The sequence below is a fragment of the Bacillus paralicheniformis genome (genome assembly GCF_001042485.2).
Classification (GTDB): Bacteria; Bacillota; Bacilli; order Bacillales; family Bacillaceae; genus Bacillus; species Bacillus paralicheniformis.
In genome coordinates this window covers 24,035-38,064 of record NZ_LBMN02000001.1, presented here as the reverse complement: position 1 = coordinate 38,064, position 14,030 = coordinate 24,035, and the positions used below count along the sequence as shown (strand labels likewise).

Annotated in this window: 14 protein-coding genes; 1 reads left to right on the top strand and 13 read right to left on the bottom strand. The window is 49.1% G+C overall.

Features of this window, described 5'->3' with window-relative positions; translation table 11 throughout:
• Nucleotides 1-17 precede the first annotated feature (17 nt).
• Nucleotides 18-1,328 (bottom strand): RNA polymerase factor sigma-54, encoded by a 1,311-nt coding sequence (gene rpoN / locus ACH97_RS00195; RefSeq protein WP_026580131.1) that lies wholly within the window; start codon nt 1,326-1,328, stop codon nt 18-20.
• Nucleotides 1,329-1,401: 73 nt separating this feature from the next.
• Between rpoN and yvfG the strand changes: the two genes are divergently transcribed.
• The gene (gene yvfG / locus ACH97_RS00190) at nt 1,402-1,617 is read left to right on the top strand and encodes a protein YvfG (protein ID WP_003185491.1); all 216 of its coding nucleotides are present in this window, start codon (nt 1,402-1,404) and stop codon (nt 1,615-1,617) included.
• A gap of 15 nt (nt 1,618-1,632) precedes the next feature.
• Here the strand turns inward: yvfG and ACH97_RS00185 are convergent, their stop codons facing one another.
• The 12 genes from ACH97_RS00185 to ACH97_RS00130 are packed head-to-tail and all read right to left on the bottom strand — an operon-like array spanning nt 1,633 to nt 14,025.
• On the bottom strand, nt 1,633-2,610 hold the full coding sequence (locus ACH97_RS00185) for a polysaccharide pyruvyl transferase family protein (RefSeq protein WP_020453018.1): 978 nt from the start codon (nt 2,608-2,610) through the stop codon (nt 1,633-1,635).
• A gap of 10 nt (nt 2,611-2,620) precedes the next feature.
• Nucleotides 2,621-3,766, bottom strand: a complete 1,146-nt coding sequence (locus ACH97_RS00180; protein ID WP_048350320.1) for a DegT/DnrJ/EryC1/StrS family aminotransferase — start codon at nt 3,764-3,766, stop codon at nt 2,621-2,623.
• On the bottom strand, nt 3,753-4,418 hold the full coding sequence (locus ACH97_RS00175; protein WP_025810737.1) for an acetyltransferase: 666 nt from the start codon (nt 4,416-4,418) through the stop codon (nt 3,753-3,755). Before ACH97_RS00175 ends, ACH97_RS00180 begins: the two co-directional genes overlap by 14 nt.
• Complete coding sequence (locus ACH97_RS00170; protein WP_025810736.1) at nt 4,418-5,020, bottom strand: sugar transferase; 603 nt, start codon at nt 5,018-5,020, stop codon at nt 4,418-4,420. Before ACH97_RS00170 ends, ACH97_RS00175 begins: the two co-directional genes overlap by 1 nt.
• A gap of 20 nt (nt 5,021-5,040) precedes the next feature.
• Nucleotides 5,041-6,597, bottom strand: coding sequence for an MATE family efflux transporter (locus ACH97_RS00165; protein WP_031305047.1), 1,557 nt, complete (start codon nt 6,595-6,597; stop codon nt 5,041-5,043).
• Entirely contained in the window at nt 6,594-7,613 is a 1,020-nt protein-coding gene (locus ACH97_RS00160) for a glycosyltransferase (protein ID WP_020453023.1), read from the bottom strand. The genes ACH97_RS00165 and ACH97_RS00160 overlap by 4 nt, the downstream gene beginning before the upstream one ends.
• The gene (locus ACH97_RS00155) at nt 7,610-8,689 is read right to left on the bottom strand and encodes a polysaccharide pyruvyl transferase family protein (protein WP_048350321.1); all 1,080 of its coding nucleotides are present in this window, start codon (nt 8,687-8,689) and stop codon (nt 7,610-7,612) included. Before ACH97_RS00155 ends, ACH97_RS00160 begins: the two co-directional genes overlap by 4 nt.
• A gap of 11 nt (nt 8,690-8,700) precedes the next feature.
• Nucleotides 8,701-9,732, bottom strand: coding sequence for a glycosyltransferase family 2 protein (locus ACH97_RS00150; protein ID WP_020453025.1), 1,032 nt, complete (start codon nt 9,730-9,732; stop codon nt 8,701-8,703).
• 44 nt (nt 9,733-9,776) lie between these two features.
• Complete coding sequence (locus ACH97_RS00145) at nt 9,777-10,880, bottom strand: EpsG family protein (RefSeq protein WP_020453026.1); 1,104 nt, start codon at nt 10,878-10,880, stop codon at nt 9,777-9,779.
• 4 nt (nt 10,881-10,884) lie between these two features.
• Nucleotides 10,885-12,045, bottom strand: coding sequence for a glycosyltransferase family 1 protein (locus ACH97_RS00140; protein WP_048350322.1), 1,161 nt, complete (start codon nt 12,043-12,045; stop codon nt 10,885-10,887).
• Nucleotides 12,038-12,880: a glycosyltransferase EpsE gene (gene epsE, locus ACH97_RS00135; protein WP_020453028.1), complete on the bottom strand. Its 843-nt coding sequence runs from the start codon at nt 12,878-12,880 to the stop codon at nt 12,038-12,040. The genes ACH97_RS00140 and epsE overlap by 8 nt, the downstream gene beginning before the upstream one ends.
• Entirely contained in the window at nt 12,877-14,025 is a 1,149-nt protein-coding gene (locus ACH97_RS00130) for a glycosyltransferase family 4 protein (protein WP_020453029.1), read from the bottom strand. The genes epsE and ACH97_RS00130 overlap by 4 nt, the downstream gene beginning before the upstream one ends.
• Nucleotides 14,026-14,030: the final 5 nt, after the last annotated feature.

The following is a 14,030-nucleotide window of genomic DNA, read 5'->3' as shown; positions in this document are numbered from 1 at the left end:
CGTGCCGGACGGCTTCTTTATTGATATCTCTTTCTGACAGACGAAGGCAGTATATTAAGCTGATCGCGGTATTTGGCGACGGTCCGCCTCGATATGACGATGCCGTGCTTTTCGTTTAAAAGGTCGGCCAGCTTCTGGTCTGAAAGCGGTTTCATTTTATTTTCTTCATCGATCAGCCGACGAAGATGCGCTTTGACTGTGTGACTTGATGTATGTCCGTCAGCGGCATCCTTTACCTTCGCCGAAAAAAACCGTTTAAGCTCGCACAGCTCAAAAGGCGTCTGCACGATTTTCCCTTTGACTGCACGGCTTACTGTTGATTCGTGAACCCCGAGGGCATCGGCGACTTCTTTTAATGTGAGCGGCTTCAGTTCATCTTTCCCTTTTAAAAAATAATCTTTTTGACGCACCATAATTTCCGCCATCACCCTCCGCATCGTTTCCCGTCTTTGCCTGAGGGCATTGTCGAGCCATTTCCACTGCTTGAACTTATCAGAGATATAAACGGTCGCCTCGTCTTTTGACTGGCGCTGCAAAAACGGCTCGTAAAACGCGTTAAGCTGGATATCGGGAAAAGAACGGCTGCTGAGCTCAAGCACCAATTTTCCATCCTCGGCTGAAATGATGACATCAGGCTCGATATAGACTCCGCCTTCATCCGTGCCATACATCAATCCGGGACGCGGCGACAGCTCTGCAACAAGATCTTGTATGTCCTGAAGCTCTGAGAGCGAAAGGCCCGCTCTCTCAGACAGCTCTTTCCATCCTTTTTTGGCAAACAGGTCAAAGTATAGGGAAATAACTTTTTCCGCTTTTGCCGTCTCCTTTGGCAGACGCTTTAATTGGATCAGGATGCATTCCTGAAGCGACCGCGCTCCGATGCCTGCCGGATCAAGAGTCTGCAGCTTGCCCAAGACTTCTTCCACTTCTTCTCTGGTGACAGCCAGCTCGGAAGCGATAAAGGCGATGTCTTCTGTCACATATCCGTTTCGATCAAGGGATTCGACCAGGTAGCTGAAAATCCGCTTTTCCCGGTTTGACAGCCGGAGATCGAGCGCCTGCTGTTTCAAGACGCTTTTGATATCTTCACGGGAATGCGCCGTCTCAGAGCGGCTCATTCCTTCATTTTGCAAATGACGATTCGTTTTATGGTAAAATGATCGGGGAATATCGGGGTCTTTTCGTTCGATCAGGGGGTTTTCCAATGAGAGTTCGTCAATCCGGCTGTTCAGCTCGGCCGACGAATACTGAAGCATATGAATGGCTTGGGCAAGCCCTTGCGTCAAGTGAAGTTTTGCCGTTTGCTGCTGCTGTACATGCAAGTTCATCATATCTCCCCTCCCACTATTAGTTTACACGATCGGTTCCGTACCGTATAGACTTAAAAAAGGAGTGTTACCATTGACAGAACTTTTCTCTGTACCCTATTTCATAGAAAATTTTAAAACCCATATTGAAATGCATCCAAATGAGGATAAAATTCACGCAATGAACAGCTACTACCGTTCAGTCGTGTCAACGCTTGTCCAAGACCAGCTGACAAAAAACGCGGTCGTCTTAAAACGGATTCAGCATTTGGATGAAGCCTACAACAAAGTAAAGCGCGAAGAAGCATAGCAAAAAAACCGCCTGTCATACGTGAACAGGCGGTTTTTCTGCTTCTTCCGGATTGTTTTGAATCAGTTTTGTACTCGGGATATCCTTCATCCATGTGTTGTAGTAATTTGCGTTTTTTCCGTAGGAGTTGTCAATCACGACATTTTCTTTTCCGAGCAGACACGATAAGATGTGGCCGTGCAGCCTTGAAGTAACGACGGATTCATAGCGGTTGAAAAAACGGATTGATTTGTCGACGAGGCTGTCCGAATAGCGTTTCCAATAAGAAGCGATCGGCAGCGGATTGCCGGCTTTTTTGTTGAGGACATTGATCGTCTGCAAGCGTTTGATTCCGCGTTTGTCGCCTTCTGACAAGATAACGTTCCAATCGTACGTATCCGGCTCCTCTGCTTTTTGCAGGCTGCTGTTTGCTTCTTTGTCGGTTCTGATCAACCGCAGAACGGACTCAGAAGGCTTTTCGGCAGGTGCCGCGATCGGCCAGAGCTGGTGAGCCATATCGGGCATCATTCTGATGTTTTTCACCCCTTCGAAATGCTTGAGAGCAAATTCGAAGGATGCCTTTTCCCGCGTGAATAAGTGCAGATCCGGGTGAGCCGCCAAAATGCCGCGCGTTTTTTTTGCATTTTCTTCATGTTCATAATAAATCGACTGCGGCAGAATGACGATCCGGTGGTCGGGGTAATGTTCGACAACCCGTTCCCTGAACTGCTGAAAGTGAGGGTACAAATCGCCGAAATTGCCGCCCCCCTGACAAACGATGATGGCGTCCTTTGGAATGCGGCGGCCCGGAATAAAATTCTCTGCATTCCATCTTTCGCGCACCTTGATGCCGTATGCTTCAAAAAAAGCTTCCGTTCCTTTCATGATCAATAAGTCTCCGACGTTTCCATAGAGCGGGTAGTCCAAGTAAACGACTGATGAATGTCTTGGGATGACATCCAAAATTTCTGCCAGCTTATGCTTTAAGCTGTCCATGGAATATGTAATCGCCATGTTTAGCACCTCATTTATATTTAATCCGGTCGGCCACGATTTGAATCACCCGGTCCTGCTCTTTTCGCGTCATACTTGATCCTGACGGCAGGCAGAGCCCGCGCTGAAATAAGTCGCAGCAGACAGAGCCTTGGTCATCGTGCGGATAAAAGGCCGCTCCTTTAAAAAGGGGCTGTCTGTGCAACGGCTTCCATAACGGCCGGGCTTCAATGTTTTCATTTGCGAGCTGTTCAATGATGTCCGCCGGTGTTGTTTGAATCTTTGCTGTATCAAACGTTAATGTCGTGAGCCAGCGGTTTGACATGCCGGCTTCAGGCATGAATTCTATACCTTCGATACCGGCGAGCGCCTCCTGATAGCGCTCGAAGATCGCCCGTCTGGCGTGTACCCTGTCATCCAGGACGGCGAGCTGAGCGATACCGATTCCGGCCAGGACATTGCTCATCCGGTAATTGTAGCCCGCTTTTTCGTGCTGATAATGAATGGCGGGCTCGCGCGCCTGAGTGGCTAAAAAGCGCGCCTTCTTCAAAGCGTCTTCATCATCGCTGACAAGCATTCCTCCGCCTGATGTGGTGATGATTTTGTTGCCGTTGAACGAATAAATGCCGAAGCGTCCGAAGGTTCCGCTTTTTCTGCCCTTATAAACAGAACCGAGCGATTCGGCCGCATCTTCAATAACAGGGACGGCAAATCGATCGCAAAGCGCGATAATCTCGTCTATTTTCGCGCTTTGGCCGTACAAGTTGACGACGATGACGGCTTTCGGAAGATTTCTGGCCCGCTCCGCTTCGTCGAGCGCCCGTTCAAGCGCCTCGGGCGACATGTTCCATGTATCCCGTTCAGAATCGATGAAAACCGGCTCAGCCTGCTCATATATAATCGGATTGGCGCTCGCTACAAACGTAAAGGAAGAACAGAAGACCTTATCGCCTTTGCCGACGCCGAGCAATTTCAACGCCAGGTGGATTGCGGCTGTTCCTGAGCTGACTGCCGCGGCACCGGACGTCCCCGCATAGGCGGCAAGCTTTTCTTCGAATGTATCGACAAGGGGACCGAGCGGCGCGATCCAGTTTGTCCGAAACGCTTCAGCTACATAGCGCTCTTCGTCTCCGCTCATGTGCGGCGGGGATAAATAAATTCGCTTATTCTGACTCATGTTTTTCACCCTTTTTACTGCTGTGATATTTAATTTTTCTTGCAGGGACTCCGACAGCGGTACAATCATCAGGAATGTCGTGAATGACGGATGATCCCGCTCCCGTTACGCTCCAGCGGCCGATTGTCTTTCCGGGAATGACCGCCGTTCCCGCTCCGAGATGAGCGCCTTCCATAACTGTCACACCGCCGGTTAACACCGTTCCCGGCGAAAGATGAACGTAATCGCCGATCCGGTTGTCATGTTCGACGATCACACCTGTGTTGACAATCGTGTGGATGCCGATGTCGGCATCCGCTTGGATGACGCTCGACGCCATGACAACGGCGCCGTTTTGAATCCGGGCCGAACCGCTGATCACGGCGGACGGATGAATCAAAACCGCATACCGGTCAAGCGGAAGGCCGAGACGTTCATACAGCTGCTGTCTGATGCCGTTTTGACCGACAGCTAAGACGAACTTCACGTCCGGATGCAATCGCGCAAGTTCTTCTGCTGCGCTTGAAGGCCCGCGATACAGACCGTTCTCGACATGAAGCTCCGCATACCGGTCATCGAGAATGCCGGCAAGCGCCGTATCAGGCCGTGCTTTTACAAGATCCAGAACGACTTTCCCATGGCCGCCGGCTCCGATGATCACCACATTTTGCATCAGGCATTCCTTCTCCCCGTAAATTTTTCTGCTGTCACATGGCGGTCCTGGCTGACGCCTTCCGACTTCAAGACTTTTACGACAGTCAACAAAAGGATTTTGAGATCAAGCAAAAAAGAACGATGATCCACATACCAGACATCAAGTTCAAACTTTTCCTCCCATGTCACTTTATTTCTCCCGTTGATCTGCGCCCAGCCCGTGATGCCCGGCTTGACTTCATGCCGTCTCCATTGCCGCTTCGTATAGAGGGGAATATACTCCATCAAAAGCGGCCGCGGCCCGACGAGGCTGAGATCTCCTTTGATGACGTTGATCAGCTGCGGCAATTCGTCAAGGCTCGTTTTTCTGATCAGCCGCCCCGTCTTTGTCAGCCGTTTTTCATCGCTTAGCAGATTGCCTGCTTCATCTCTTTCATCAGTCATTGTTCTGAATTTATATAATGTAAAAGGCTCGCCATTCAGCCCCGGACGGGTTTGGCGAAATAAAACAGGCGAGCCGATTTTCCATCTGATGAGGCAAGCTGTCAGGATCATGGCCGGACTGAGCGCGATCAGCAAAATAACCGACAATGCAAGATCGAAAAACCGTTTCGCAAGCACGAAAAACGCACCCCTTTCTTTTATTTAAAAAATCCCTTTTGAAACGGGAAGGATAAAGAGCATCGAAATGCTTGGAGCCTTGTTGTGACAATATGCCGTTCCGCTTTCGTCAACATGACGAAATAGGCAAACAGGCCGTATGTCCCCGTCGCAGCAAGCGCCGTGACAAACAGGGACAGCAGGCTGTCGATTGCAAATAAGTATTGAAGAGCGTAACAGACAGCCAAGGTAAATGAAGCACCGGCAACCGGCCTGTATATACCTTTATAAAAAACCCTTTTTCTTTCACCCGTAATCTTTGACGCATAAATCGGAGTGAAGACGACATTTTTCAGCATTAAAGCTGCCGCACCGGCCAGCGCAATTCCGTAAAGGCCGAGTCCCGCCGGTCCGCTCAGCACGATGGCAAGCAGCAAATTGACAACGCCGAAGGCAACCGTGGTCAGCGCCGGTGTTCTCAGCTTGTTATAGGCGGTAAAAATATAAAAAAGCGGCGCCGGGCTTAATGAAACAACCAAATAACCCGCATGTATCAGTAAAAGCCATTTCAAATGTTCGAATGAAGGGCCAAGCCACAGCGACAGAAACGGGCCGGCAAGCCCGCCCAGAAGCGCAGCCGGCAAAGCGAGCAGAATGCCGTTAATTCTGACGGCCTGGTTGGCATAGCGGACGAGCCCTTCTTTGTCGCCTTTTGAATAATAGAGTGTAATCGTAGGTGAAAATACGGCCGCAAGCGTTCCCGAAAGCGTCCGCAATAACAGCGGAAACTGAATGATCGCGGCGTACATGCCGGATTCGGAAACCCCCAGCATCACATTCGCCACCATTAAATCGATTTGCAGAAACAGCAGGACGCCGACTTGGCTGACGGAGCTCCATCCTCCCGCTTGAAGCAGTTTTTTGCACTTTGCAAACGACATATCCCTCACACGAAACGTAAACCATGGGATCAATTTCTTAAAGAAAAAGATCGACAGGATGCACGCCGAAGCGGTTGCGATAAGAGCGGCGAGCTGAATGTGCCAGATCTTCGGTGCAAACCACGCGAAAATCAACAATACGCTCAAGACGCGAATCAGCATTTGGACGGCCTGGATCGTGCTTGTAATATAGATTTTATTGGCAAAAAACGGACCGGCGGCAAATCCCGACATCACAAAGGTCAATAAAAACAGCAGGCTCCCGATCAAAAGCGCGATCTGCACATCCCCCAAAAGACCGGCGGGAACGCGAATGATCTGATCGATAAAAAACACCGTGCCGCCAAGCGGAAAAAACAAGATGACCGAAAGCACCAGTGATGAAACGATGTAGGTATTCATATAGCCCCTCGCTTCATCAAGCGCCCCCCTGTGGGCGGAAACAGAAAAAAACCGGACAACGACCGCGCTCAAGGCAACCGTAATAATCGAAAAGTAATTGATCATATTCTGCGTGAGATGGACAAACCCAAACGCCTCAACACCGAGGTTCTTGATGACATAAGGCGTCAGCCACATCGAAAACAGCACCGATAATAAAAAAGACGCCACATTGGCGCCGAGATTCAAAATAAATGTCTTATTCAAAAGGCTCATCCCTTACTGGGCAGATTTCGTTTAAAAAACAATTCGAGCAGGATCGGAATATTCAGCTTGCATAGCAGTAAAACGAGCCGTTGGCCGATTAAAAGATTGCGGTTGCGGAGAGACGTTGATTTGACGCACGACTGCACCATCCGGTAAGACAAAATGTCTTTAATGTGCCGCCTCACCTGCTTTGAAGGCTTCGGTTCCGCACAGGCATTGGCTAAAAGCATCGGAATTTGATGTTTGCATGTGTACGTTTCCAGATCGTCCGCACATTCATCCAAAAGCTGAAACGTCTCATAGAATCTCCTTTTCGCCCGGTACTGCCTTTTCAGGCTTTCGTCCATGTACGGTTTAAACGGCACCTCCGTCAGGCTATCCGGATTGCACCTGTACATGTAGTAGCCGTCATCGATCGCTCTCACCCGTTTCGCTGCATAAAAGGCGTACAAATTGAACGGCGAATCCTCTGCAAAACGAATGTCCTCAAAAAAGTACAACTGGTTTTTCTTCAGCAGGTCGCGCCTGTACAAATTCCGCCACACATACCAGATGAAGCGGGTTTCGTGCGCCTTTTTGAGCTCGCGTTTAATATCCCAGCTCAACAAGAGACGATCGGTCGGCAGCGGCGGCGGGAAATAGGTGTCTTCCGCATCGGAATGTTTATGATACCCGCACATGACGATATCAAGGTCGTCTTTTTTGGCAGCGGCGTACATGTTTTCAAACATGGCAGACAATACAAAATCATCACCGTCGACAAATCCCACATAATCTCCTGTCGCGGCTTGAAGACCGGCATTTCTCGCCGAGCTCAGCCCGCCGTTTTTTTTATGAATCACTTTCACTCTGGCATCCAGGCTGCAGTACTTTCTCGCTATCTCCCCGGATCTGTCGGGAGAGCCGTCATCGACAAGGATGATTTCAATATTTTTCAGCGTCTGCCTGCGCAGCGAATCGACGCATTCTTCTATATAATCTTCGACATTGTACATCGGAACAATGATACTGACGAATGGCTTCATTGGACATCACCCATAATTTTCTGTCTTAAATCTGTGAAATAATGCTCCCTTGACGGAGTCTCACGATACGAATCACCGGTCTTAATCAGCTCTTCAATTGCGCCGAGAACCTCTGCCGCATCGGGATTTTCCACAAGCTTCATCGAAGGAACGCTTTTCAGCCAGCGAAAGCCTTCAAGCACCTTATGATCAAAAGAGCGGATCACAACGCACGGCGTCCCTGTAATCGCACAAAAAATCATGCCGTGCAGCCTGTCTGTCACAACGACCTCCGCACCTCTCAGCTGATCCCAAAGCCGATTCAGCTCCTTCTCGCGGGACATGCGGCTGACCCTCCTGCCGATCGTCGTTGTAAAAGTTTGCACGCCGCCGTATTCGTCGCCGACAGCCTTCATCAGCTTTTCACGCTCTTCCGGTCTGAGAAAGCTTTCTTTATCCTCTCTTAAACAAACCAGCACACCGTCTCTTTCAGACTGCTGTTCTTTCTTTAAATAAAGCACCATATCAGGCTGCTTCACAATCGTTTGCTTTGAAAAATGCTGTTTCATAAATTGATAGGTTGTATCATCGCGCGCCATCATAAACAGCCGGCGATGGGAGTTGTAGACTTTTTTCGCTCTTTTCAGCTCCTTTTTGCCGCGGGGCGTCTTGGAAAAGTGCGCGGTGGCTGGGAGCTGGACAATTTTATAATGCTTGAATGTTTTGATAATAAAGCGCCTCGTCCATTCCTCATTGCGGTACAAATCCCCCATATTTCCTCCGCCGATAATGAACACCATATCCTCGGGGTGGCGGATGCGCATGAGGGCTTTTGCATGTTTGTAAATATCGTTGATGCCGATTTCAATTAATTCAAAATCGGGAAACTCGTTTTCTATGAATGTCCGGCTTGCCAGGGCAATCGCGTGATCTCCCAAATTATCATGGGACGGAATTAAAGTCAGAATGATTTTTTTCTTGCCTTTGTATTGATCAAAACGCTTCAAACCCGGCGTTCCCATCACATATTCAGAAGGATATTTCACCTTGAGCAAAAGCCATTCTGCAAGATTGATCTTCAGTTCCTGAAAGGTCATTTCCTCACCGCCTATTTCTTCATTCTGTGCTCGATCATTTTCTGGTAAATGGCCGCAAATCCATACACTGCCGGCATAAACCGCAAGCGAATCAGCATAAGGAGAAGCTTCTTCTTCGAATCGAATGCCGACATGTCCACCGCGGGAATTTTCCCCCTGAATTCCGGACAGGCGCATATGCTGCGGATATTTTTATATTTTTCTATTGAAGGATTTTGGTTTCGGCTCTTGCATTCATTTAAAATACTGATGCAGCCGTGGTTGACGATAAAGACGTGCAGCGCCTCCTTTAAAGCCGGAAGCTCTCCGTGCTTTGTCAGGCAGTCAAGGTTCGCTTCATAAAGAGCGAGCCCGTCTTCAAACAGCCCCGCCTGATACTTTTGGACGATGGACGACAGGTGGACCCTGTAATGATAAAGCGGCTTAGTCACGAACGCCGCCGTATTCGCATATAGAAGGCATCTGAAGCTGAAGTATTGATCTTCGATGTTTTCCAGCTCGTCGCGCAGCGGGAAAACGAGCTTATGCTGCTCAATCAGGCTCCGCCTGTAGAGCTTGTTCCAGGAAAAGCCGCTTACTTGACCCTTTAATAAAGCTTTTATGAATGCCTCTTTCGGCTTTCCTTCATAGTTTTTCCCGATGTCCGGGCAGACCGTTTTTCCGGTATCCTGAATTTCGACGGCATAATCACAGATGACAAGGTCGGCATCCTCATCCTTTGCTTTTTCATACATAGATTGGCAATAGTCCGGCTCAATCCAGTCGTCGGAGTCGATGAATGCCAAGAACTCGCCTGACGCCGCTTCGATCCCTTTATTGCGGACAGCGCCGAGGCCCTGATTCTCCTGCCGAATCGTTTTGATGCGTCCGTCCTTTCGGGCGTAATGATCAATGATCTTCTGGCTTCCGTCTGTTGAACCGTCATTAACGATAATGATTTCGATATTTTTTAAGGTCTGGCTGATCAGCGATTGCAAACAATTCGGCAAAAAAGCTTCTGTATTATAAACAGCGACCAGTAGACTAACTGCTGGATTTTCCAATGTGATGACTCCTTTGTCGAAATTTTCACAAGATATTCCGCTATTCAACGTTCAAAAATCGTTCTGTAAGGCAATACCGACGAGTCGAACGGCATGAGCATAAAGCTGTATAAGAAGTAACAGATCAAAATCAAAACATACAGAAGCGCGTTCGATTTCGGTTCGAAAATCCGTACAAAATAAGGAACGAGAATCAGCTGATAGAGCCCGAAATAAATGTTGAACCTCGCAAAAATGACATCCTTTGTCGCCAAAATTCCGAACAGGAAACCGATCAGACAAAGGTTGACGATATAATCGACTTCGGGCCAGCGTTTTCTGAGCTGCTCCCTGAAGCAGAATGCAAGTACGAGCGGGAGAAGAAGAACGATGATTTTAATGGCGTTCATGCCGTTCGTATTTTTCATCAGCCATTCTTCGTAATGTCCGTATTGACTGTTTTCAAGCACGACAAGGAATACGGACAAAAATTTTTGATACAGAAAAGTTCCCGCCAAAAATAAGAGCATGAGGCACCAGAGGACAGGCGACCACGCTTTTCTTCTGACGATGAAATAGACAGGAATCATGATCAAAGCCGAAGAATGAAAAAGCGAACAGATCAGCACGACGATCATATAGCGCACCAGCTTCCCATCGATCAGATACCGGACCGCCCAAAACAGAATGGCCGCCGCCATGTATTGGCGAATACCGTTAAACGAAGCGTAATAGTGAAACATGCCGATAAAGAGAAACATGCTCAACTCAAACGGCCTTCCATACACATATAGCGTCTTGACGATATAGATATAGGTAATCGCGGCAACGACGGCAAACATGAGCGCCGGATCGGCTGAAATCTGGTTTAATATCCATAAGAGTGCGGTAAATCCGGGATCTGTCGACGACTTATCTGTTCCGAAACCGAAGATCTCCCAAATGTTGTTGTATTTTCCGGCTAATTCGTAAAGCAGCATATAGGTGTGGTAATCCGTTCCGACCTTGTATCTTAAGCCGGCAACGATAATCAAAGACGCGAGCGGAACGACGGTGAGGATCGCATTCGGACGGTAGCCCGTCGGCAGCCTGTGATCTTCCCTGCCGTACATTTTCGCAAACCATGACCAGATGAAAACAATCCCCATATTCAACATGTAAACAGACATACACTCACTGTCCTTCTGCCGCGGAGATTGAATAGATGTCCATCAGTCTCGCCAAATTTGCTTTTGCATCATAGCCTCTCTCTGCCAGGCTTCTCTCAATCTCCGGCCATGCAGGCTTTTTCGCCTGAGCGGCACGGCTGATATCCTCAGCCCACCGTTCAAAGCCGGCATTTAAGCTGAGACGGGTCAGCAGGCCGAGTCCCAAATCGGTTTCCTCTGTAATATGGTCTGATACAATACAAGGAAGCCCTGATGCCTGCGCTTCGACGAGTACGAGAGGAAGCCCTTCAAACAAAGACGGCATGGCAAATACATCAAACGTCTGCATGAGAGCCGGGATATCTTCGACGACGCCGAGAAACAAAATGTCGTCTTTTACACCGAGAGCGGCGGCTTTTTCTTCCATCTGTCTGCGCAGCGGACCATCACCTGCGAACACCGCTTGAAAAGGCGTGCCCGATTTCTTGAAATGAGCGGCAAGCCCGAGCAGAAACGCGTGGTTTTTCTGTTCAAAAAAACGGCCGACATGTCCGATAACCAATGCGTCTTCCTTGATGCCGAAGCTCTTTTTTGTATCCGTCTTTGAAACGCCGTTCGCTTCTTTGAAGCGGTCAAGTTCAATCCCGTTTTGCAAAAGATGGACCGCGTTTTCGCCCATCTTTTTTCCGCCGAATAAAAAACGCCCGGCATCTTTGCCGCAAGCGCACAGAGCCGTAGCACTGGAGAAAATCAAACGGCGGAATGCGAGGAGCTGCCATGTATCCCAAAACCGGGGGTTAGGCTTCCAGGCCGTGTTGTGGGAATGACAGACCCTCACCGGAACGCCGGCGAGCTTGGCCGCCAATGCGGCAAACCCCGTCTGAAAATCCGTATGGGCGTGCACGGCGGCATACGGCCCTTTCTCAACCAAAATCCTTCTGATGTTTTTGATGTAGGCGAGAGGCCCCGACCGCCCGATGCTTGGTACATAAAACACCCGGCCGCCGCGCGTGATGATCTCCGGATCATAATCGCACGTTTCTTCCCGGTGGGAAATAAAATCAAATTGAATATGCCGCCTGTCTGTATGGCGGTATATATTCATAATCATCGTCTCCGCTCCGCCGCGGTTCATTCCGCTTACGATGTGAAGCACCCGTTCTGGTCTCACGCTTCCGTCACTCATGTTTTACGACCCCTCCGCCTTCATTCATCAATCTTCTTTTATGGTATTTGTTCATGATAAAAGGAGGCATGAGCCCCCTGATGATGGGTTTCATCATATAAATGTAGTCTGAGAGCGGCAGCTTCAGCCGTCTGCAGGCGGCAAAGACGATAAACGCATTGTCAATCGAGTAGCTGAACTTTCTCCTTTTAAACGCCGATTCGTCTTCCCTTACTTTGTATAAAGCTTCCTGAAGGTTATAGCCCGTGTAGCCCGCTTCAAAAAAACGGAGCCACAAATCGATATCTTCCATCCTTCTTGTTCTCCGGCCGACCCGATAGCCGTCCAGCGCCTCGTACACTTCCGCTCTCATCATGATCGTCGCATGGCAAAACGGCGTTCCTTTCGCCATGATTCTCGGCCCGGGAGAGGGAGGAAGCATTCTGACGCCTCTGATCCCGTTTTCGTCGAAGGCCATCATTCCGCTGCCGACGACATGATAATGAGATTGTGATTCAAGAAATGCGACCTGTTTTTCAAAACGCCTTGGCAAAGAGATGTCATCTCCGTCCTGGCGCGCGATATATTTCCCGCCGGCGTACCGGAGACAGTGGTTTAGCGAAGCAGCCAGCCGCTGATTCTTCTCGTTTTTAATCAGCTTGATCTTATCTGCGTAATGATCGGCATACCGCCTGGCAACAGCATATGTCCCATCTGTTGATGCATCGTCGCATATAATCAGTTCCCAATTTTTATAGGTTTGATTTAAAATCGACTCGATGCTCTCTGCGATCGTGTCCTCACAATTGTAGACTCCCATAATGACAGAAACTTTCGGCTTTTGACCCCCTGTCATCCTTTCAGCCTCCTTTCAACTGTTTCATGATCCATAAAGGAAGAGTAAATGCCCGCCATTTCTTTGACGGTGCGCTGCTGGGAAAAAGCGGCGGCCGTTCGTCTCCCCGCGTCCCCCATCTTTTTTCGCAAAGAAGGCAGACGGTACAGCTGCAAAATTCGGTCGCTGAACGTTCCGGCGTCTCCCTGCGGAATCAAAAATCCGTTCACGCCCTCTTGAATAACTTCCCGGTGTCCGCGGTTGTCCGCTGCAACGGCGGGCTTTCCTGCCGCCATTCCTTCCAGGAGGTTCATGCCGAGCCCTTCCCTGATGCTTGAAGCGACAGACACATCGGCAAGCTGAATCCATTCGTGGATGTTTTTTTGAAAACCTGCAAACGTGACGGTCGAAGAAACGCCTTTTTGTTCAGCGAGACTTCGGTATTTTTCTTCCATCTGCCCTTTTCCTGCAAACACGAGCTTTAAGTTCGGGGCTCTATCTTTTAAAGCAGCCGCCGTTTCGATGAGCAGCGCCTGGTTTTTATTCGCGTTCAGTTCCGCGGGATATATGAGAATAAAGTCGTCTTCTTTGAAACCGTATGTTTTCCTGAGCAGCATTTTCTCTGTTTCGCTGACAGGATGAAAGCGCTCGGTATCGACGCCGATGCCATGGATTTTTTCTGTTCGCAGCGCCTTGCGCAAGCCTTTTGCAAGGACGAAATCTTCTTCATTGATCGTGATTAGGCAATCGGTCAAAGCGGACAGCCCTTTTTCAATCGGATAGTATAGCAGCCAATTCTTTAAAGGTGCACCTTGGCAAAAGTGAAAACCGTGAGCGGTATAGATCACTTTCGTTCCCTCTTTTCTCTGTTTCCGGGCCGCAAGCCTTGCCAGCACGCCTCCCATCGGCGTATGGCAATGAATGATGCTGTACCGGTTTTCGTCAATGATGCGCGCCAGCTCCCGATAGGCTGCGATATTGCTTGCATTCAGAGGAGAACGCCTGATGTCGATATCAAATTTTTTGTCTGTATAAGGCAGTGCCATATCTCCTTTTGCGGCGATATGAACGTTCCACCCCTGCTCTTTAAACCATTTTAAATATGGGAGGTGGAAGGCCTTGAAATGGTAATCCACAGTAGCGCAAAACAAAACCGTTCTTGACATGTTCT

Excerpts from the sequence above, each read along its gene's own strand:
- rpoN (WP_026580131.1), bottom strand. The coding sequence starts at position 1,328 with ATGAACTTGCATGTACAGCAGCAGCAAACGGCAAAACTTCACTTGACG.
- ACH97_RS00185 (WP_020453018.1), bottom strand. The coding sequence starts at position 2,610 with ATGGCGATTACATATTCCATGGACAGCTTAAAGCATAAGCTGGCAGAA.
- ACH97_RS00180 (WP_048350320.1), bottom strand. The coding sequence starts at position 3,766 with ATGAGTCAGAATAAGCGAATTTATTTATCCCCGCCGCACATGAGCGGA.
- ACH97_RS00175 (WP_025810737.1), bottom strand. The coding sequence starts at position 4,418 with ATGCAAAATGTGGTGATCATCGGAGCCGGCGGCCATGGGAAAGTCGTT.
- ACH97_RS00165 (WP_031305047.1), bottom strand. The coding sequence starts at position 6,597 with ATGAGCCTTTTGAATAAGACATTTATTTTGAATCTCGGCGCCAATGTG.
- ACH97_RS00160 (WP_020453023.1), bottom strand. The coding sequence starts at position 7,613 with ATGAAGCCATTCGTCAGTATCATTGTTCCGATGTACAATGTCGAAGAT.
- ACH97_RS00155 (WP_048350321.1), bottom strand. The coding sequence starts at position 8,689 with ATGACCTTTCAGGAACTGAAGATCAATCTTGCAGAATGGCTTTTGCTC.
- ACH97_RS00145 (WP_020453026.1), bottom strand. The coding sequence starts at position 10,880 with ATGTCTGTTTACATGTTGAATATGGGGATTGTTTTCATCTGGTCATGG.
- ACH97_RS00140 (WP_048350322.1), bottom strand. The coding sequence starts at position 12,045 with ATGAGTGACGGAAGCGTGAGACCAGAACGGGTGCTTCACATCGTAAGC.
- epsE (WP_020453028.1), bottom strand. The coding sequence starts at position 12,880 with ATGACAGGGGGTCAAAAGCCGAAAGTTTCTGTCATTATGGGAGTCTAC.
- ACH97_RS00130 (WP_020453029.1), bottom strand. The coding sequence starts at position 14,025 with ATGTCAAGAACGGTTTTGTTTTGCGCTACTGTGGATTACCATTTCAAG.